At 74.5% G+C, this 19664-nt stretch carries 15 protein-coding genes; 6 read left to right on the top strand and 9 right to left on the bottom strand.

The genetic code is table 11. From position 1 onward, the window contains the following. Positions 1–565: 565 nt before the first annotated feature. A complete protein-coding gene (locus tag ACZ6R9_RS00565) occupies positions 566–1834 on the bottom strand; it encodes a cell division protein PerM (RefSeq protein WP_465535587.1) in 1269 nt (422 codons plus the stop codon). Between the two features lie 117 nt (positions 1835–1951). On the opposite strand from ACZ6R9_RS00565, the gene ACZ6R9_RS00570 reads away from it, so the two are divergent. Then, the gene (locus ACZ6R9_RS00570) at positions 1952–3646 is read left to right on the top strand and encodes a sigma factor-like helix-turn-helix DNA-binding protein (protein ID WP_465535589.1); all 1695 of its coding nucleotides are present in this window, start codon (positions 1952–1954) and stop codon (positions 3644–3646) included. Positions 3647–4020: 374 nt separating this feature from the next. On the opposite strand, the gene sucD is transcribed toward ACZ6R9_RS00570, so the two are convergent. The 6 genes from sucD to ACZ6R9_RS00600 all read right to left on the bottom strand — a co-directional run bounded on the left by sucD (position 4021) and on the right by ACZ6R9_RS00600 (position 11686). After that, on the bottom strand, positions 4021–4911 hold the full coding sequence (gene sucD, locus ACZ6R9_RS00575) for a succinate--CoA ligase subunit alpha (RefSeq protein ID WP_043914454.1): 891 nt from the start codon (positions 4909–4911) through the stop codon (positions 4021–4023). A gap of 18 nt (positions 4912–4929) precedes the next feature. Continuing rightward, the gene (sucC, locus tag ACZ6R9_RS00580) at positions 4930–6102 is read right to left on the bottom strand and encodes an ADP-forming succinate--CoA ligase subunit beta (RefSeq protein ID WP_380488592.1); all 1173 of its coding nucleotides are present in this window, start codon (positions 6100–6102) and stop codon (positions 4930–4932) included. A gap of 339 nt (positions 6103–6441) precedes the next feature. Next, the gene (locus tag ACZ6R9_RS00585; RefSeq protein WP_380488617.1) at positions 6442–7548 is read right to left on the bottom strand and encodes a VWA domain-containing protein; all 1107 of its coding nucleotides are present in this window, start codon (positions 7546–7548) and stop codon (positions 6442–6444) included. Positions 7549–7689: 141 nt separating this feature from the next. Next, positions 7690–10020, bottom strand: coding sequence for a DUF5682 family protein (locus tag ACZ6R9_RS00590; protein ID WP_465535592.1), 2331 nt, complete (start codon positions 10018–10020; stop codon positions 7690–7692). Further along, entirely contained in the window at positions 10017–11114 is a 1098-nt protein-coding gene (locus ACZ6R9_RS00595) for an ATP-binding protein (RefSeq protein WP_380488590.1), read from the bottom strand. Before ACZ6R9_RS00595 ends, ACZ6R9_RS00590 begins: the two co-directional genes overlap by 4 nt. 161 nt (positions 11115–11275) lie before the next feature. Beyond that, on the bottom strand, positions 11276–11686 hold the full coding sequence (locus ACZ6R9_RS00600) for a hypothetical protein (protein WP_465535594.1): 411 nt from the start codon (positions 11684–11686) through the stop codon (positions 11276–11278). Between the two features lie 92 nt (positions 11687–11778). On the opposite strand from ACZ6R9_RS00600, the gene ACZ6R9_RS00605 reads away from it, so the two are divergent. The 4 genes from ACZ6R9_RS00605 (at position 11779) to ACZ6R9_RS00620 (ending at position 15473) form a co-directional block, all read left to right on the top strand. Continuing rightward, entirely contained in the window at positions 11779–12132 is a 354-nt protein-coding gene (locus ACZ6R9_RS00605) for a MerR family transcriptional regulator (RefSeq protein WP_380488588.1), read from the top strand. A gap of 139 nt (positions 12133–12271) precedes the next feature. Further along, a complete protein-coding gene (locus ACZ6R9_RS00610; protein WP_465535597.1) occupies positions 12272–13585 on the top strand; it encodes an SWIM zinc finger family protein in 1314 nt (437 codons plus the stop codon). 191 nt (positions 13586–13776) lie between these two features. Then, the gene (locus tag ACZ6R9_RS00615) at positions 13777–13914 is read left to right on the top strand and encodes a hypothetical protein (protein ID WP_158071864.1); all 138 of its coding nucleotides are present in this window, start codon (positions 13777–13779) and stop codon (positions 13912–13914) included. Then, entirely contained in the window at positions 13911–15473 is a 1563-nt protein-coding gene (locus ACZ6R9_RS00620; protein ID WP_380488586.1) for a DUF5691 domain-containing protein, read from the top strand. The genes ACZ6R9_RS00615 and ACZ6R9_RS00620 overlap by 4 nt, the downstream gene beginning before the upstream one ends. 55 nt (positions 15474–15528) lie before the next feature. Here ACZ6R9_RS00620 and ACZ6R9_RS00625 read toward each other — a convergent pair whose 3' ends face one another. Beyond that, entirely contained in the window at positions 15529–15936 is a 408-nt protein-coding gene (locus tag ACZ6R9_RS00625) for a cobalamin B12-binding domain-containing protein (protein WP_380486634.1), read from the bottom strand. Positions 15937–16218: 282 nt separating this feature from the next. Here ACZ6R9_RS00625 and ACZ6R9_RS00630 point away from each other — a divergent pair, with 282 nt between their 5' ends. Next, complete coding sequence (locus ACZ6R9_RS00630) at positions 16219–16914, top strand: M23 family metallopeptidase (protein ID WP_465535601.1); 696 nt, start codon at positions 16219–16221, stop codon at positions 16912–16914. Between the two features lie 40 nt (positions 16915–16954). On the opposite strand, the gene pcrA is transcribed toward ACZ6R9_RS00630, so the two are convergent. Further along, positions 16955–19600: a DNA helicase PcrA gene (gene pcrA / locus ACZ6R9_RS00635; protein WP_465535603.1), complete on the bottom strand. Its 2646-nt coding sequence runs from the start codon at positions 19598–19600 to the stop codon at positions 16955–16957. Positions 19601–19664: the final 64 nt, after the last annotated feature.

Here is a 19664-nt window from a genome sequence, read left to right on the forward strand (position 1 = left end):
TGCCCCGGGTCGGCCCGCGCAGCGTCCGCTCCCCATCAACTCACCCAGCTCCCGACCTCAGCCCCGCACAGCAGACTGCCCCCCGTTCACTCACCTATCTCCCGACCCCAGCCCCGCACAGCGGACCACCCCGGGTCGGACCCGCGCAGCGGATGCCCCGGTCCACTCATCCCTCTCCCAGCCCCGCCCCGCGCAGCGGACTGCCCCGGGTCGGCCCGCGCAGCGTCCGCTCCCCATCAACTCACCCAGCTCCCGACCTCAGCCCCGCACAGCAGACTGCCCCCCGTTCACTCACCCCTCTCCCCCCGGCCCCGCGCAGCGGACCGCCCCCTCCACTCACCCCTCTCCCGACCTCAGCCCCGCGCAGCGGACTGTGCCCCCTCCACTCACCCCTCCCCCGGCCCCGCGCAGCGGACTGTGCCCCCTCCACTCACCCCTCCCCCCAGCCCCGCGCAGCGGACCACCCCCTCCACTCACCCCACTCCCCCCAGCCCCGCGCAGCGGACCACCCCGGGTTCACCTCGGCGGCGGGGTCACGGGTGGGTGGGTGGGCAGGGCGTGGGCGCTACGCGGCAAGGCGGCACACCAGGCGGTACGCGCCGACCCGGGCGCGTACCACCGGGCCCGCCCCCTTGCGGGTGTGCCACCAGCGGGCGAGCAGCGCGCCCGGCACCGCCACGGCCAGCAGCCAGGCGCTCTGAGCGAGGCCGAACTGCCATGGCACCGACCCGAGTTCGGCCATCCGCCGGGTGCCGAGCGCGCCCCCGCAGGACCAGCCGGCCAGCACGCCGAGCGGGGCGGCGGCCAGCGCGGCGACGACGGCGACCCCGGCGGTCTGCGAAACACTCCAACGAGTGGCGGCGCGGCCCAGCAACAGCGCGGCGACGACCGCGGCGGCGGCGGGCATCGCGCAGGCCAGCAGGTGCCAGTCCGCACCGCGCCGGTCGGGCAGCACGGCGAGCAGCGGGAAGTCGGGGACGGCACCGAGCCCGGTGCCCAGCGGCCCGGCGTGGCTGCCCGCGCCGACCGTGAAGCCTGGGCCGAGCGCGTAACCCACCGCCCAGAGCAGCGCGTTGGGCACCAGCGCCGCGCTGGCCAGCAGCATGCCGAGCCATCCGGCGGCGCCGCCGCCGAGGCGCTGGGCGCTCTGTCCGGCCGAGCCGAGCAGCACCGCCGCCCCGAACACTGCCCCGCCGCCGGCCAGCAGCGCGCCCGCCCACCCGGCCAGCGCCCGCAGGACCGCCGGCTCGGCGCCGTCCGGCGGCCACAGCGCGGCAGGCAGCGGCAGCCGCCGCAGCTGCCCGGGCCGGCCGAGCCCGCCCCACAGCCCGTAGCCGAGCGCACCGGCCGTCAACCCGGCGACCGCCAGCAGGTCCAGGACCCCCCGGGAGCACAGCGCGGCCTCCGGATCGGCGCACTGCGCGACGGCTCCGGCCGAGACCAACTGGTACCCGGCGTACATCGCCAAGGGGGAGCGCCAGCGGACGAACCCGCGCCCCCGGGCGCGCCGGGCCACCCGGCGTCCGGCCCGCGCCACCAGCACCGCGAAGACCACCGTGAGCAGCAGCGGCGTGACCGTCACCGGCGCGGCCTCGGGCCCCCGGGCGAGGGGCGCGCCGTGGCCGAGCAGCCACAGCCCGAACGCCGTCCTGGCCGCACCCTCCGCCGAGTCGTCTCCGTACGGGGCCAGCACCCACAGGCCGAACACCGGGACGGCGACCACGGACAGGGTGAGCAGCGCGGTACGTACTCCGGCGAGCAGATCGGCGAGGGAGGAACGACTGTCGAGTTCGCTCGGCAGGCCGAGGATCGGACGGCCCATCAGCTGCGTCATGAGCCACATGCTGCCAAGGCCGCGCGTTACGGGGTGTCAACGCGCAAACCTTCGCCGTGTCCCGGATTATCAGTACATGTGCCTATTGCCGGGACGGATTCACAGCGGAGGATTGCGGTGACTTCACCTTTGACCGCCGGACCTGCGCGCACCACCGGAGACCCCTCCCGCACCCGCGACCTGCTGCGCAGCCTCACCCCGCGCGAGGCTCATGCGCTGGCGCGCGTCGCCGCCGGCGACGACGACCTGCGCATCATGGCCCGCAACCTCGGCGTCTCCCCCGGCACCGCCCGCGCCCACCTCAACCGCGCCGTGCGCAAACTCGGCGCCCGCACCCCCGAGGAAGCCGCCGCCCTCGCCACCGCCCTGGCCCCACCGGGGGCAACGTCCGACGCAAAAACGGCCCCTGACGCTCCGAACGCCACCCCACGGCCCGCCACCACCGCCCCGCCGCCCGCCACCACCGCCCCGAAACGCAGACCGGCAAAGGCCGGCCCTGCCGCGCCACCCGCCAAGGCCTCACCGGCGTCCGGCCCCGCCCGCCGCCAGAAGCGCAAGCCCGCCAAGGCTCCCCGAGCGACAACACCGGGCACGGAACCGGCCCCTGACTCCCCGGCGACCAAGACCTCACCGACACCCGACCCCGCCCGCCGCCCGAAGCCCAGGCCCGCCGACCCCGAAGCCCCCCACGCCCCGTCCGGTGGATTCCCGCAGCAGCCCGCCGGGGCCCGCCCGTCCGCCGAGGACGAAACCCCCGCCGGGTTCGAGGACTTCGTCGCCCTGGTGCACACCCGTCTGGTGCAGCAGACCTTCCTGCTGACCGGCCACCGGCACCGCGCCGTGCACTGTGTGCACCTCGCACTGGGGGCGGCGGGGCGGCGCTGGGCGGAGGTGTCGGCGGCGGACCCGGAGGGGTGGGTGCGGTCGGCGGCGTTCGACCTGGCGCTGTCGCCGTGGCACCGGGGCGGCCCGCGCCGGACCCGGGTGCTGCGGCGGGCGGCGCGGCGCCGGATCAAGGTCGCCGAGCCGGTCGTCCCGGAGCCTCCGACCCGGCTGACGCCCCGGGACCGGGCGCTGTTGAAGGCGTTGCAGCGGCTGTCCCGGCCGCGCCGCCGGGCGCTGGTGCTGCACGACACCCTGGGGCTGTCGGTGGAGCAGCTGGCGGTGGAGGTGGAGTCGAGCACGGCGGCGGCCGAGGCCCGGGTGCGTTCGGCGCGCGCGTCGCTGGCCCGGGAGGTTCCGGCGCTGGTCGGCGACCCGGCCGACCCGGAGTTCGTGGAGCGGCTGGGGGAACTGCTGCACAAGGCCGCAGTGCACGGCTGCCCGGGCCCCCGGCTGCCCTCGCCGGCCCTGCTGGTGGCGGACAGTCGCCTGCACACCGGCCTGCTGACCGGCGCGGCCGCCACGCTGACGGTGGCGGTGGGCGCGGCCGTGGCGGCCACCCTGCTGGGCGTGGGCCCGGCCGACCTGCTGCGGGCGGGCCTGCCGGCGGCGACGGCCTGCACGGCGGCGGGCTCGGGCAGCGCGGGGCCGGCGGCGGGGGCCGGCGCGCCGGGCATTCGGACGCCGTGGTGCGGCCCGACGCCGGGGGTACCGGCCCGACTGGTCGGCCCACCGGCCCGGGTGCTGCCGTCGGTGCAGCCGTCCGACGGCGACGACGGGGACACCGCGAACAGCGTGGACGCCCTGCCGCCCGGGCCGTTCGGGGCGCCCCGCCGACCGCTGCTCCCACCGGCAGCACACCGCCGGCTTCCGCCCCCACTGGCCGACGCGTGCGTACCACTGGCGCACTGCCGACCGCGCGAGTCCTGACCGGCCCCCCGTCGCCCTTCGGGGCCTGGTCAGGACCCCGCCCGTCCCCGCACGACCCGCACGCCCCCCACGACCCGACCGACCCGCCGAGCACCACCACCCCAACGCCCCACGCGCCCGCCGCTCGCACCACCCCACCGCACGACCTGCCCGACCCGTCGAAACACCACCAACCCGACCGCCCGCTGCGCCCGCCGCTCGCACCGCCCCACCACCCCACCGCCGTCGTCGTCCCGCCACCACCCCGACGACCCGCGCGCACGCCCCCTCCGCACACCGCGCGACCCGACCGCCCCGCCGAACGCCGAAGGCGCCGCCCACCTCGCGGTGGACGGCGCCTTCGTGCCGAAAGCCGAAGCGGAAGCGGCGCTGCCTTACTTGGCGGCGGCGATCAGCTCGCGGGCCAGGCGGGCGGTCTCGGACGGCGTCTTGCCGACCTTGACACCGGCGGCCTCGAGGGCCTCCTTCTTCGCCTGGGCGGTGCCGGAGGAGCCGGAGACGATGGCGCCGGCGTGGCCCATGGTCTTGCCCTCGGGCGCGGTGAAGCCCGCGACGTAGCCGACGACCGGCTTGGTGACGTGCTCGGCGATGTAGGCCGCGGCACGCTCCTCGGCGTCGCCGCCGATCTCGCCGATCATCACGATCAGCTCGGTCTCCGGGTCCTCCTGGAACGCCTTGAGGGCGTCGATGTGGGTGGTGCCGATGACCGGGTCACCGCCGATGCCCACCGCGGAGGAGAAGCCGAGGTCGCGCAGTTCGTACATGAGCTGGTAGGTCAGGGTGCCGGACTTCGACACCAGACCGATCTTGCCCGGGCCGGTGATGTTGGCCGGGATGATGCCCGCGTTGGACTGTCCGGGGCTGATCAGGCCGGGGCAGTTCGGGCCGATGATGCGGGTCTTGTTGCCCTTGGCGCCGGCGTGGGCCCAGAACGCGGCGGTGTCGTGCACCGGCACGCCCTCGGTGATGACCACGGCCAGGCCGATCTCGGCGTCGATGGCCTCGACCACGGCGGACTTGGTGAACGCCGGCGGGACGAAGATGACGGTGACGTCGGCACCGGTCTTCTCCATCGCCTCGACCACGGTGCCGAACACCGGGACCTCGGTGCCGTCCACGTCAACGGTGGTGCCGGCCTTGCGCGGGTTCACGCCGCCGACGATCTGGGTGCCGGAGGCGAGCATGCGGCGGGTGTGCTTCATGCCCTCGGAGCCGGTCATGCCCTGGACGATGACCTTGCTGTCCTTGGTAAGGAAGATAGCCATGGTGTTAAGTCCCCTTCCTTACTTGTTGGCCAGCTCGGCGGCGCGGTCAGCGGCGCCGTCCATGGTGTCCACCTGCTGCACCAGCGGGTGGTTGGCGTCGGTCAGGATCTGGCGACCCAGCTCCGCGTTGTTGCCGTCCAGGCGGACGACGAGCGGCTTGGTGACGGCCTCGCCCTTGCTCTCCAGGAGCGCGAGGGCCTGCACGATGCCGTTGGCGACCGCGTCGCACGCGGTGATGCCGCCGAAGACGTTGACGAAGACCGACTTGACGTCGGTGTCACCCAGGATGATCTCCAGGCCGTTCGCCATCACCTCGGCGGACGCGCCGCCACCGATGTCGAGGAAGTTGGCCGGCTTCACGCCGCCGTGGTTCTCACCGGCGTACGCGACGACGTCCAGGGTGCTCATGACGAGGCCCGCGCCGTTGCCGATGATGCCGACCTGGCCGTCGAGCTTGACGTAGTTCAGGCCCTTCGCCTTGGCCGCGGCCTCCAGCGGGTTGGCGGCGGCCTTGTCCTCGAGCGCCTCGTGCTCCGGCTGACGGAACTCGGCGTTGGCGTCCAGGGAGACCTTGCCGTCCAGGGCGATGATCTTGCCGTCGCCGGACTTGATCAGCGGGTTGACCTCGACCAGGAGGGCGTCCTCCTTGACGAAGACGGTCCACAGGGTCTGCAGGACCTCGGCGATCTGGTCCGCGACCTCGGCCGGGAACTTCGCGGCGGCGACGATCTCGGCGGCCTTCTCGGCGGTCACGCCCTCGTTGGCGTCCACCGGGATCTTCGCGAGCGCCTCGGGCTTGGTGGCCGCGACCTCTTCGATGTCCATGCCGCCCTCGACGCTGGCCATGGCCAGGAAGGTGCGGTTGGTGCGGTCGAGCAGGAAGGAGACGTAGTACTCCTCCTCGATGGACGCGGTCTGCGCCAGCATCACCTTGTGGACGGTGTGGCCCTTGATGTCCATGCCGAGGATGGCCTCGGACTTGGCCACGGCGTCCTGCGGGTCGGACGCGAGCTTCACGCCACCGGCCTTGCCTCGGCCACCCACCTTCACCTGAGCCTTGACGACGGCTCGGCCGCCGAAGCGCTCCGCGATGGCGGCAGCGTCTGCGGCGGTCTCGATGACATCGCCGTCAAGCACGGGTACACCGTGCTTGGCGAAGAGGTCCCTCGCCTGGTACTCGAACAGGTCCACGTGTTTGTCCTTGTTCGTGGTCGCGGAATGTGTCTCTACGAGCGTGCCACGGCAGGATCTTCGCTGCGGGTCGTCGGCGCTGAGCGGGTACGCAGATGTACGGCCTTGCGGCCCACCCAGTTGCCGGGCGCATCGTGGATCAACACGCGCGTCACGTCCGCATGGCAGGTTATCCCCGGACGGCGGGCGTGTTTCGCCCGGGACCGGCTCGACCTTCGTGAGAACCGTCACAGCGGACCCGACCCGGCGTGTCGCCGGGCCGTCGGCGGCCCCGGGGCGCGCGACGGTCGGCCGCACCACAGGATCACCCCGACGGGTGGTACCCGCGGCCATTGACCGTCACTGCCGGTCCGGCACCGGCAGCGGACGCTTCTCGATCGCGGCCGCCATGATGTCCGGAAACGCGTCCGGGGTGCAGGCGAACGCCGGGGCCCCCAGCGCGGCCAGCGCCTGCGCGTGCGCGTGGTCGTACGCCGGCGCGCCCTCGTCGGACAGCGCCAGCAACGCGATGAACTGCACCCCCGACGCCTTCATCGACGCCACCCGCTTCAGCATCTCGTCCCGGATGCCGCCCTCGTACAGGTCGCTGATCAGCACCACGACGGTCTCCGACGGGCGGGTGATCTTCGACTGGCAGTACGCCAGCGCCCGGTTGATGTCGGTGCCGCCGCCCAGCTGCGTCGCGAACAGCACGTCCACCGGGTCGCTCAGCTGCTCGGTCAGGTCCACCACCGAGGTGTCGAACACCACCAGCCGGGTGTCCAGGCTGTGCATCGACGCCAGCACCGCGCCGAACACCGCCGAGTGCACCACCGACGGCGCCATCGACCCGGACTGGTCGATGCACAGGATCACGTCCTTCTTCACCGCCCGCTGCGCCCGCGCGTAGCCGACCAGCCGCTCCGGCACCACCGTGCGGTACTCCGGCAGGTACTTCGACAGGTTCGCCCGGATCGTGCGGTCCCAGTCGATGTCCCGGTGCTTGGGCCGGTTCACCTTGGCGCTGCGGTCCAGCGCCCCGCCCAGCGTGGAACGGGTCTTGTCGGCCAGCCGGCGCTCCAGCTCCGCGACCACCTTGCCGACCACCATCCGCGCCGTCTCCCGGGTGGTCTCCGGCAGCGCGTGCTTCAGCGACAGCAGCGTCCCGACCAGATGCACGTCCGGCTCCACCGCGGCCAGCATCTCCGGCTCCAGCAGCAGCCGGTCCAGGCCCAGCCGGGAGATCGCGTCCTGCTGCATCAGCTGCACCACGCTGGTCGGGAAGTACTCCCGGATGTCCCCCAACCACCGTGCCACCTGCGGCGCCGACCCCCCGAGCCCCGCCGAGCGCTTCCCGTCCTCCCGGTACAACGCCCCCAGCGCCCCGTCCATCGCCGCATCCCGCCGCGAGAGCCGCACCCCGGTCCCGTCCCCGTCCGCACCGAGCACCAGCCGCCAGCGCCGCATCCGCTCATCATCCTGACGGACAGTCACTTTGAATCACTCCTTAACCCCCACGCCCCGTCAGGGGCGCGGGGAACTGCGCGAAGCGGAAGAAAGAAAGAGGGAAGGATCGGGGCGCCGCGGAACACGGATCCTGTGGGCCGGTCAACCGGCGCGGCGGTCCAGTTGGCGCGGGATGCCCACCTGCACGCCCAGCAACAGCGCCAGCACCGGCGTCGTCGCGTCCGCGCGCTCCGCGTCCACCTCGATGTCGGGGCCGCTGTCCGCCACGGACGTGCTCAGCGGTCCGGCGGCCACCCGCGACCCGACGGTGTGCCGGACGCCCGTCTCCAGCGAGGAGAAGGTGCGGCGCAGGACCGGCAGCAGGTCGGTGAAGGTGTCGGCGGGGACGCCGCACAGCCAGGTGTCGATCAGCCCGAGCAGCGCCGGGTCGTGCAGCAGCAGCGCCCCGCCGCCGGAGACCAGGCCCTCGACCCAGCCGGCGGCGTCCAGGGGGCCGGAGGCGACCGAGAGGACGAGACCCAGCCGCCGCCCGGCCTCCGCCGCGTCGATCCGTCCGTCGTCCAGCAGCAGCCGAACCGCGCGGCCGCGCAGCAGTCCGGGAACGCCGGTGGCCGGGCCGCCGTGCGGTTCGCGGGCGGCGATCGCGGTGAGGGTGCCGGCCCATTGTTCGCCGACCGCGGTGGAGGAGAGCAGGGCGATCGCCTGGTGGACGGCGTCGATCTCGGTGCGCCGGGCACTCGCGCCGTCCGCGTCCAGTCCGGTGCAGGCGGCGGGCAGGGCGACGCAGAGGCGTTCGGCGAGGCCGAGGGCGACGGCGGTGAGGGCGCTGGTGTCGGTGGCCCGGACGTCGCCGTAGCGCAGGGTGCGGACCAGCGCGGGCAGTGCGGTGGCGAGGTGTCCGGCGTCGGTGTCGAGCGCGGCGCGGTCGGCGAGGCGTCGCATCACCTCGGGCAGGGCGTCGGGCAGGGCGGCGAGCAGGCAGTGTTCGGCGAGTTCGGTGAGCGCGGTGAGTTCGGCGGTGGCCGCGTCGGCGACGGCCTTGCCGGTGGCGGCGCCCTGCACGGTGGTGCCCCACTGGCCGGCTTCGACCAGGCGGACGGAGAACTCGGGTTCCCAGGCGAGCTGCCAGGTCTCCCGGAAGGTGCCGGTGGACTGCACGCTGTCGCGGACGATCCGTCCCCAGTGCAGGCCGAGCAGCCGCAGCCGGTGCAGCAGTCGGGAACGTTCGGCGTCGAGGTCCTTGCGCAGGTCGAGGACGAGTTCGCGGCTCGTCGCTTCGGGCTTGAGCCGCAGGGTGCGCTGAAGGCGGGTCAGGTCGCGTTGCAGCGGCACCGCGGGCGCGCCGTCGGGGACTTCGCCGAGCGCGTCGCCGACCACCAGCCGGTCGTGGATCAGCGCGAGGGCCAGGTCGGAGCCGTCGCACATGACGGCGCGCACCGCGTCCAGGGTCTCGGTGAGGCCGGGCAGCGGGCGGCCGCGCATCGCGGCGAGGGTGTCGGCGAGCCGGATCGCCTCGATGACGTGCGCGGAGGAGACCGGGTGGTCCTCGGCGCGCAGCAGTTCGGCGACCTTGGTCATCCAGCGGGCGAGCGGCTGCTCGGGCGTGGTGTACAGGTGGTGGTACCAGCCGGGCGAGTCGATGCCGGCGCCGTAGCCGGTGTGCTGGGACAGCCGGCGGTGGGTCCAGGGCACCCAGGTGAGTTCGGTCTTCAGCTTCTTGGGGAGTTCGGCGAGCAGCGCCCGGTCGTGCGCGACGGTCGGCATGACGGCCAGCGCGGGGACGTGCCAGGCGCCGCAGACCACCGCGATGGTGCGGTGCCCGGCCCGGCGGGCGGCCCGGATCTGCTGCCGCATGGCGGCCTCGCGGATCCGGTCGCGCCGCTCGACGGGGTGATGCTCGCGCAGCGCGGTCATCGCCTCGGCGAGGGCGGCGAACGGCGCGAGGGGGTCGTCGCCGGGGGCGCGGTGCTCGATCACGTCCTCCCACCAGGCCTCCGGGTCGAGGTGCCCGGCGGCGGCGGCGAGTTCGGCGATCGGGTCGACGGGGGCGGGCCCGGAAGTGCCCCCCGGCACTCCCGACCCCTCCTCCTCTTCTTCTGACGCGCCGTCGGCCTCTTCTGTGGCACCCGGATTCGATCCGCGCGGGCCGAGCGCGAGGCTCTGCCCGGCGGGCAGGTCGATGAAGCGGACCGGCACCCCGGCGTCCGCGGCGTACCGCAGTGCCACCCACTCGGGGGAGAACTCGGCGAGCGGCCAGAACGCGGCCCGCGCCGGGTCGTCGCTGACATGGGCGAGCAGGGCGACCGGCGGCACCATGTCCTTCTCGGCGGCCAGCCCGGTCAGTTCGTCGGCCTCCGGCGGGCCCTCGATCAGCACCGCGTCGGGCTGCAGGGCGGCCAGCGCGGCGGCGACCGCGCGGGCCGAGCCGGGGCCGTGGTGGCGCACCCCGAGCAGCGTCACCTGGGCACTCACGCGGAGACCTCCCGGGCGGCCCGGTAGAAGTCCTTCCAGCCGTCGCGGTCGCGGACCACGCCTTCCACGTACTCGCGCCACACCTGCCGGTCGGCGACCGGGTCGCGGACCACCGCGCCGACGATGCCGTCCGCGACGTCGCCGGCCCGCAGCACGCCGTCACCGAAGTGGGTGGCCAGCGCAAGGCCGTTGGTGACCACCGAGATCGCCTCGGCGGTGGAGAGGGTGCCGCTGGGGGTCTTCACCTTGGTGCGGCCGTCGGCGGTCAGGCCGGCCCGCAGCTCGCGGAAGACGGTGACCACCCGGCGGATCTCCTCGGCGCCGCCCGGCAGTTCGGGCAGGTCGAGGGAGCGGCCGAGCTGGCCGACCCGGCGGGTGACGATCTCCACCTCCTCGTCGAGGGTGGCGGGCAGCGGCAGCACCACGGTGTTGAAGCGGCGGCGCAGCGCGGAGGAGAGCTCGTTGACGCCGCGGTCGCGGTCGTTGGCGGTGGCGATCACGTTGAAGCCGCGCACCGCCTGCACCTCGGTGCCGAGTTCGGGCACCGGCAGGGTCTTCTCGGACAGGATGGTGATCAGGCTGTCCTGCACGTCGGCGGGGATGCGGGTGAGTTCCTCGACCCGGGCGATCTGCCCGTCCCGCATGGCGCGCATCAGCGGGGACGGCACCAGGGCGTCCTCGCTGGGCCCGTGGGCGAGCAGCTGCGCGTAGTTCCAGCCGTACCGGACGGCCTCCTCGGGGGTGCCGGCGGTGCCCTGGACGAGCAGCGTGGAGTCGCCGGAGATCGCGGCGGCCAGGTGCTCGGACACCCAGGTCTTGGCGGTGCCGGGCACGCCGAGCAGCAGCAGCGCCCGGTCGGTGGCCAGCGTGGTCACGGCGACCTCGATCACCCGGCGCGGGCCGATGTACTTGGGCGTGATCACGGTGCCGTCGGCGAGTTCGCCGCCCAGCAGATAGGTGGCGACCGCCCACGGCGACAGCCGCCAGCGCTCCGGCCGGGCCCGGTCGTCGTGCCGGGCGAGGGCGGCCAGCTCCTCGGCGAACGCGTCCTCGGCGTGCTGCCGCAGGACCTCGCTGGTCGTCTCGGTGGTCATCGACTGCTCCGATCTCACGGGACGTCAGAACACTGCGCAGAAAGGGCGCGAAGAATGAATGGGCACGGCGCTGACCTGGGAGAACGAACTCCCGTTCGCCCCGTGCACCCACCACTTTGCCGCCCGCCACTGACAACCGGGCCACCTCGCCGGGACGACCGTCAGCTCCGCGCCACCGCCATGCGCTCGGCGGCCGGCGGCCACAGCTGGGCCGCGCCGAACGCCACCTCGACGGCCAGGAATCCCCACAGCAGGCCGGTCGCGCCGTGCGCCAGGGCCCAGGCCTGCCAGCAGGCGAACAGCACCCGGGCCGCGCCGTCGTACAGCCCGTGCACCGGCAGCGGGCGCAGTAGGCGCAGCAGCGCCCACACCACCACCAGCGAGCCCATCAGGTTGGCGAACAGCGTCAGCACCGGCTCCGGCGGCGGCAGTTCGCCGAGGCCGAGGGCCCGCCCGGCGGCGGACAGTGAACGGTGGGCCAGGGCGTACGTCCAGGGGGTGGCGAACGGGGCGGTGACCAGCAGGTCGTACCAGGCGCCGGCGCGGACCACGCGGAGGTGGCGGGGCGTCATCGGGCGGACTCCTTCGACTCTCGTTGTGCGGACCGCTCCAGGCTCGACCCTGGAGTACTGTCCAAGGTCAAGTCGCCGACGGGGGCAGGGACATGAGAATCGGGGAACTCGCCGAGCAGACCGGGCTGAGCCGGGACACGGTGCGCTTCTACGAGCGCACCGGGCTGCTGACGGCCCGCCGGCTGCCGAACGGCTACCGTGACTTCCCGCCGGAGGCGGTGCCCTGGCTGCGGTACGTCCGCACCGCGCAGGCGCTCGGCTTCTCGCTCGCCGAGATCGCCCGCACCGGCGCCGAGCTGGACGGCGCGCCGGACGCCGCCGAGCGGCTGTCCGCACTGCTGCGGCAGAAGATCGCCCTGATCGACGCCCGCACCGCCGAACTCGCGGCCCTCCGCGCCGACCTGGTGGAACGCGCCGACTCCGACTGCCCGCTGGCCCCGGCCTGACGAATCCCCTGCTGGACGTGACGGTGGCGATGGAACGCCTGGAACAGCTCGTCCCGGCGCCGGCCGCGTCCCCGCCCGAGGGTGACGCTCGGCCCTGACCCGCCCTCAACTGTCAGTGGCGCCGCCTAGCGTCGTGGGCATGGAGGAACGCTGGAGCACCGAACACGTCCTTTCCCTGGCCCCCGACCCGGCGTCCCAGAAGGCCGCGGGCAAGCTCTCCGGGCCCGCCCCGTGGAGCGGTACCGGCACCGGGCAGGGCGCGCTGTGGGGCCTGTGCAAAGGCAGCGGCAGCACGCCCTACCGGACGGCGGTGGAACTCGGCACCCCCGCCTACAAGTGCAGTTGTCCGAGCCGGAAGTTCCCGTGCAAGCACGCCCTGGGCCTGCTGCTGCTGTGGGCCGCCGGGCCGGAGGCCGTCACCGCGGCCGCCGAGCCGCCCGACTGGGTGTCGGAGTGGCTGAACGGCCGCAGCCAGGCCGCCGCCGACAAGGTCGCCAAACAGCAGGCGAAGGCCGCCGACGCCGACCCGGAGGCCGCCCGCAAGCGGGCCGCCAAGCGCTCCGCGCGGGTCGCCGCGGGCGCGCTCGACCTGCGGCTGCGGCTGGCCGACGGGGTCCGCCGGGGCCTCGCCGACCCGCTGCCGGCCGGCGCCTGGGACGAGGTCGCGGCCCGGATGGTCGACGCCCAGGCCCCGGGCCTGGCCGGCCGGGTCCGGGCGCTGGCCGACACCCCGCAGGACGCCCTGCTGGAGGAGTACGCGATGCTGCACCTGCTGGCCGGCGCGTACGGCCGGATCGACACCCTGCCGGAGGCGCTGGCCGCCACCGTCCGCACCCGGGTCGGCTTCACCACCGACACCGCCGAACTGCTCGCCGGGCCGACCGTCCGCGACCGCTGGCAGGTCCTGGGCAGCCGCGACACCGCCGACGAGCGGCTCACCACCCGCCGGGTGTGGCTGCGCGGCGCGAAGACCGGCCGTGACGCCCTGCTGCTGGCCTTCGGCCGGCCCGGCCAGGCGCCGGACCTGGCGCTGCCCACCGGCCGCCTGCTGGAGGCCGACCTGGCCTTCCACCCGGGCGCCCGCCCGCTGCGCGCCGTCCTCGGCACCCGCTACGGCAGCCCCGAACCGGCCCCGGCCGCCGTGCCCGCCGGGCTGTCCCCGGCCGAGGCGCTGGCCGCGTACGGCACCGCCGTCGCCGAGGACCCGTGGCTGGACAGCTGGCCGGCCGTCCTCACCGACGTCGTGCCCGTGCTCACCGGGGACGGCTGGCAGCTCACCGACGGCCGGCACACCCTGCCGGTGCGCCGCGGCGCGCTCGCCGACGCCGCGCTGTGGCGCCTGGCCGCGGTCTCCGCCGGCCATCCCGTCACGCTGTTCGGCGAGTGCGGCCACGCCGGCTTCACGCCGGTCACCGCCTGGGACGCCGAGCACCGCCCCGTCGGCCTCGGCTGACCCGAACCCGAACCCGAGCGCGAACCCGAACCCGAACCGACCCCGCACGCCGTCCTGACGCCACGCCACGTCACGGCCGCGGCGTGCCCGGCCGCACCTCACCCACCGGCCGAACGCAAGCCACCACACCCGACCGACCGGCCCAGGCGCTCCCCGGCGCTTCCCGACGGCCCGTCAACCGGAGGAACCACATGTCCTGCATCCGCACCCGCCAGCGCGCCGCCGTCCGACGCATCTGCCTGCACCACGCCGCCCGCCGCGCCGCCACCGCCAGCGGCTGGGGCCGCCGTCACCGCACCACCGCCCGTCCGATCGGGGGCCGCGCATGACCGCCCCCGCCGTCGCCGACGGCCAGTGGGCCGAGTTGCAGGGCGCGGCCCTGCTCGGCACCGACCGCCGCCCGCTGCCCGAGCCGGGCACGCCGCTCGCCGCCGCCGTGGACCGCGCCGAACCGGCCACCGCGCTGCTCGACCTGGCCGCGCTCGCCGCGGTCCGCCGCCGGGCCGGCGCGCTGCCCGCGCCCGCCGTGGACACCCCCGCGCCCGCCCCGGAGGACACCCGCCCGGCGCTGCCCGAACCCGCCGCCCGCCGGCTCGCCGTGCTGCTCGGCACCCGCGGCGGCCACGGCTCCACCGCCAACCTGGCCGAGCTGCTCCCGCAGTGGCTCGCCACGGCCCGCGCGCACGGCTACCGGCTGCCGCCCGCCCTCGTCCCGGCGCTGCTGGACTCCGCCCGGGCCCGCTCCGAACTGCGTGCCGACGCCGTGACGCTGGCCGGCCCGCTCGGCCGCTGGCTGGCCCCGCAGAACCCCGACTGGCGGTACGTCACCCGCACCGCCGCCGACCACGACACCACCGGCGAGCCCGGCGAACGCCTGTGGCAGGAAGGCCTGTTCGCCGAACGCGTCACCCACCTGACCCGGCTGCGCCGGACCGACCCGGCGGCCGGCCTGGCCCTGCTCACCTCCACCTGGTCCACCGAGCGGGCCGAGGACCGGGTGCTGTTCCTCGACGCGCTGCAGGACGGACTGTCCGGCGCCGACGAGGAATTCCTGGAGACCGCGCTCGGCGACCGCTCGAAGAACGTCCGCGCCACCGCCGCCGAGCTGCTGTCCACGCTGCCCGGCTCGGCGCTCGCCGCCCGGATGGCCGCCCGCGCCCGCGAGGCCGTCCGGTACGAGGGCGGGCGGCTGCACATCACGCCGCCCGCCGCCTGCGACCCGGCCATGCAGCGCGACGGCATACCCGTCAAGTCGCCCACCGGGCGCGGCGAACGGGCCTGGTGGTTCGGCGAGGTCGCGGCCGCCGCCCCGCTCGCGCTGTGGACCGCCGACACCGGCCTGACCCCCGAGCAGTTGCTCGCCGTCCCCACCGTGGACGCGGCGGACGGCGGCGGCGCGGAGTGGGCCGAGGACCTGCGCGAGGCCTGGGCCCGCGCCGCCGTCCGCCAGCAGGACGCCGACTGGGCGCGGGCGCTGCTCGGCGCCCCGCCCCGCCCCGGCCGCGAGGGCCGCACTCCGGGCGCGCCCGCGAAGCTGCTGGCCGTCCTGTCGCCGGCCGAACGCGCCGCCTGGACGGCCGCGTTCGTGCAGACCCACGGCCTCGGCGACGCCTTCCAGCTGCTCGGCGCCTGCGCCACCCCGTGGACGCCGCCACTGTCCACCGCCGTGGTCGCCGCCCTCAAGCGGGCCGCGGAGCTGGGCTCCTACCCGTGGAGCCACAGCGGCGTCCTCGGCATGACCGAGCGCGCCCTCGCCCCGGAGACCGCCCCGGCGGTCGAGGCGCTGGCCGCCGACACCTCCCCCGACACCGCCTGGTCCGACACCTTCACCCGGCTCGCGGGCACCCTGCGCTTCCGTCAGGCGATGCTCGCCGAACTGGTCCGGTAGCGCGAAAACGCGGTGGCCCCGGGCGAGTTGTCGCCCGGGGCCGCCGCGGAAGGCCTCAGCTGGCGGTGCGCAGGTTCGCCTCGACCCAGCTCACCACGTCCTGGGTGGGGGTGCCGGGGGTGAAGATGTCGGCGACGCCGAGGGACTTCAGCTCGGCGATGTCGCCGTCCGGGATGATCCCGCCGCAGAAGACCTTGATGTCGGCCGCGTCGCGCTCCTTGAGCAACTCGATCACCTTGGCGCAGAGCGTCATGTGCGCGCCGGACAGGATGGACAGGCCGATGCCGTCCGCGTCCTCCTGGATCGCCGTGTCGACGATCTGCTCGGGGGTCTGGTGGAGGCCGGTGTAAATGACCTCCATGCCGGCGTCGCGCAGCGCCCGCGCGATGACCTTGGCGCCCCGGTCGTGCCCGTCGAGACCGGGCTTGGCGACCACCACTCGGATCGGCCCTGACACAACCATCACTGCCTCCTGGACCACGTCGTCCACCACCCGGCCGACCTCGTCGCGGGGGCGTGTTAACCACTTTTAACAGATCTGAGGGGAGGGTAGCGGCCCGGCGGGGCCGCCGTCCTTTCCCACCGGCCAAGAAGAAAGGAAAATCACAGCCCACCGGCTCCGTCGGCCTCGCCCGCCGCCGCGCCACTCCCGCTGAAATGCACGCTTTGTCCGCTCTGTCGCCGCCCCGCTACAGTCTCGACCGGTTCTTGCCGTACGTCCCCGAGCCGCCGCGAGGTGACAGCCGTGGTCCCCAGCAGCCGTGCCGCCGCCCGTGCCGAGCGCCGGGCGCGGGCCCGCAGCGCCACCAGGACGGCGGTGCTGGCGGTCGCGCTGCCCTCGGTGGCGGCGCTCGGCGTGTTCGCGGCCGCCGTGGTCACCGTGCACCCGGCGCCGCACCGCCCGGTGGGCGCGGCCCCGCGCCCCGGCGAGCCGACCCTGCAGGGCGCCCCCCGCCCGGGGCCGGAGCACACCGAGCGCGCCGACCGCGCGGAGCGTCAAACCCCTGACGCGGCAGCCGGGTTGGCGATCCGCCAGGCGGCGGAGCGGCGCTTCTCGCTGCCGGTGGCGCGGCCCGGCCTGAGCGCGGTGTTCGGCCAGCCCGGCGCGCACTGGGCGACGCGGCACACCGGCATCGACTTCCCCGTCCCGTCCGGCACCCCGGTGCTGGCGGTCACCGACGGCACCGTCAGCACGCACTGGCACCCGGCGTACGGCCGCATGGCGACGGTCACCGCCCCCGACGGCACCCGCACCGTGTACGGGCACCTGCGCTCGTACCGGACCGTGCACGGGCAGGTCCGGGCCGGCGAGGTGATCGGCTGGTCGGGCAGCACCGGCAACAGCACCGGGCCGCACCTGCACTTCGAGGTGCGGCCCGACGGCGACGTCCCCGTCGACCCGGTGCCGTGGCTGCTCGAACGCGGGCTCGACCCGCGCTGACCGACCGCCGGAGCCCCCGTCGGAGCTTCCCGTCAGCGCGTCAGAGCTTCTCGACCGGGGCGTAGCGCAGCAGCAGTTCCTTGCGCCCGGCGGTACCGAAGTCGACGGTGGCACGGGCCTTGTCGCCGACGCCCTGGGTGGCGACGACGGTGCCCAGACCGAAGCTGTCGTGGCTGACCCGGTCGCCGACGGTGAGCGCCACCACCTCCCGGTCCACCACGGTGCGCGCCGACTTGCCCCAGCCGGCCTTCGGCGAGGCACCCGCCGAGAAGCTGCTGCCGCCGCCACTGCTGCGCGCACCCGAGGACGAGGAGAAGCGCGAGGCGGGCACGGCCGCCGCGCCGGTGCGCTTCCACTGGATCAGGTTCTCCGGGATCTCCTCCAGGAACCGGGACGCCGGGTTGTACGACGGCTGCCCCCAGGCGCTGCGCAGCACCGACCTGGTCAGGTAGAGCCGCTGCCGGGCCCGGGTGAGGCCGACGTAGGCGAGCCGCCGTTCCTCCTCCAGTTCCTTGACCTGGTTCAGCGCCCGCATGTGCGGGAAGATCCCGTCCTCCATGCCGGTGAGGAACACCACCGGGAACTCCAGGCCCTTGGCGGTGTGCAGGGTCATCATCGTGATCACCCCGGCGCCGTCCCCCCCCTCGTCGGCATCCGGGATCTGGTCGGAGTCGGCGACCAGCGCGACCCGCTCCAGGAAGTCGGCGAGCGAGCCGACCGGCGGGCCCTCGTCGCCCTCGGGCCGCTCTCCCGGGTCCTTCTCGTACTCCAGCGCCACGGACGCGAGCTCCTGGAGGTTCTCCACCCGGGTCTCGTCCTGCGGATCGGTGGACGCCTGGAGTTCGGCCAGGTACCCGGTCTCCTCCAGGACGGCCTCCAGCACAGCGGCCGGCCCGGCCCCGGACTCGACGACCTGGCGCAGCCCGGCCAGCAGATCGTTGAACTTCTTCACCGCGTTGGCGGAGCGCGCGGCCATTCCGTACGCCTCGTCGACCCGGTTCAGCGCCTGCGCGAAGGAGATCCGCTCGCGGGCGGCGAGCGCGTCGATCATCGCCTCGGCGCGTTCGCCGATGCCGCGCTTGGGCACGTTGAGGATCCGGCGCAGCGGCACGGTGTCCTCCGGGTTGGACAGCACCCGCAGGTACGCGAGGACGTCCTTGACCTCCTTGCGCTCGTAGAAGCGCACCCCGCCGACCACCTTGTACGGCAGGCCGACCCGGATGAACACCTCCTCGAACACCCGGGACTGCGCGTTGGTGCGGTAGAAGATCGCCACGTCGCCGGGGCGGGCGTGGCCGGCGTCGGTGAGCCGGTCGATCTCGTCGGCGATGAACTGGGCCTCGCCGTGTTCGTCGTCGGCGACGTAGCCGACCACCTGTTCGCCCTGGTCGCCGGCCGTCCACAGGTTCTTCTTGCGGCGGTTGGTGTTCCGTTCGATCACCGAGTTCGCGGCGGTCAGGATGGTCTGCGTGGAGCGGTAGTTCTGCTCCAGCAGGATCGTGGTCGCGTTCGGGTAGTCCTCCTCGAACGCGAGGATGTTGCGGATCGTCGCGCCGCGGAAGGCGTAGATCGACTGGTCGGCGTCACCGACCACGCACAGCTCGGCGGGCGCGATCTGCGCCAGCCTGGCCTCCGTCGGGTCGACGAAGTCGCCGTCCGCGGTCATCCGCGGGGCGTGCGCGGCCGAGCCGCCGGACAGCTCCCGCACCAGCGTGTACTGGGCGTGGTTGGTGTCCTGGTACTCGTCGACCAGGATGTGCCGGAACCTGCGCCGGTAGTGCTCGGCGACCTCCGGGAACGCCTGCAGCAGGTTGACGGTGGTCATGATGATGTCGTCGAAGTCCAGCGCGTTGGCCTCGCGCAGGCGCCGCTGGTACAGGAAGTACGCCTCGGCGAGCTTCTTCTCCATCGGGTTCGCCGCCTGGTCGGCGTACGTCTCCTCGTCGATCAGCTCGTTCTTGAGGTTGCTGACCTTCGCGGTGAACGACTTCGGCGGGAACTGCTTCGGGTCGAGGTCCAGATCCCGGCAGACCAGCGCCATCAGGCGCTGCGAGTCCGCCGAGTCGTAGATCGAGAAGCTGGAGCTCATGTTCAGCAGCTTCGCCTCGCGGCGCAGGATGCGGACACACGCGCTGTGGAACGTCGACACCCACATCGCCTTGGCGCGCGGGCCGACCAGTGCCTCGACCCGCTCGCGCATCTCGCCGGCGGCCTTGTTGGTGAAGGTGATCGCCAGGATCTCGCCGGGCTGCACGCCGCGCGCGGCCAGCAGGTGGGCGATCCGGTGGGTGAGCACCCGGGTCTTGCCGGAGCCCGCGCCGGCCACGATCAGCAGCGGCGAGCCGTGGTGCAGCACCGCCTCGCGCTGCGGGTCGTTCATGCCCTCCAGCAGCTGCGCCGGGTCGACCACGGTGCGCTCCGCGCCGTTGCGGTACCAGGCGTCACGGGCGCTCTCGGCCGCGTGGTCGGTTTCGAACAGCCCGTCCGGGATGCTCTCCTCCGCGCCGTACCCGGGGTCGTACGGCGGCTCGTCGTACGGCTCCTCGTACGACTCGTCCGCGGGCGGTGCCTCGTCCTCCGGCCACAGCGTCAGGGGCGGCTGCTGCACCGCTTCGGGGCGGCGGCTCGACCCGACGGCAGGACGCTCGAAGCCGGGGAGCGGGAGGTCATCGAAGAGGCTAGTCATGGCCCTTCGAGTCTATGGCTACCCGCCGACATCCCCGGCCGGTCACGGAATTCCGGCCGGGCTC

Source organism: Kitasatospora sp. NPDC048662 (assembly GCF_055587065.1).

Excerpts from the sequence above, each read along its gene's own strand:
- ACZ6R9_RS00565 (WP_465535587.1), bottom strand. The coding sequence starts at position 1,834 with ATGACGCAGCTGATGGGCCGTCCGATCCTCGGCCTGCCGAGCGAACTC.
- sucD (WP_043914454.1), bottom strand. The coding sequence starts at position 4,911 with ATGGCTATCTTCCTTACCAAGGACAGCAAGGTCATCGTCCAGGGCATG.
- ACZ6R9_RS00585 (WP_380488617.1), bottom strand. The coding sequence starts at position 7,548 with ATGCGGCGCTGGCGGCTGGTGCTCGGTGCGGACGGGGACGGGACCGGG.
- ACZ6R9_RS00595 (WP_380488590.1), bottom strand. The coding sequence starts at position 11,114 with ATGACCACCGAGACGACCAGCGAGGTCCTGCGGCAGCACGCCGAGGAC.
- ACZ6R9_RS00600 (WP_465535594.1), bottom strand. The coding sequence starts at position 11,686 with ATGACGCCCCGCCACCTCCGCGTGGTCCGCGCCGGCGCCTGGTACGAC.
- ACZ6R9_RS00605 (WP_380488588.1), top strand. The coding sequence starts at position 11,779 with ATGAGAATCGGGGAACTCGCCGAGCAGACCGGGCTGAGCCGGGACACG.
- ACZ6R9_RS00610 (WP_465535597.1), top strand. The coding sequence starts at position 12,272 with ATGGAGGAACGCTGGAGCACCGAACACGTCCTTTCCCTGGCCCCCGAC.
- ACZ6R9_RS00615 (WP_158071864.1), top strand. The coding sequence starts at position 13,777 with ATGTCCTGCATCCGCACCCGCCAGCGCGCCGCCGTCCGACGCATCTGC.
- ACZ6R9_RS00620 (WP_380488586.1), top strand. The coding sequence starts at position 13,911 with ATGACCGCCCCCGCCGTCGCCGACGGCCAGTGGGCCGAGTTGCAGGGC.
- ACZ6R9_RS00625 (WP_380486634.1), bottom strand. The coding sequence starts at position 15,936 with ATGGTTGTGTCAGGGCCGATCCGAGTGGTGGTCGCCAAGCCCGGTCTC.
- pcrA (WP_465535603.1), bottom strand. The coding sequence starts at position 19,600 with ATGACTAGCCTCTTCGATGACCTCCCGCTCCCCGGCTTCGAGCGTCCT.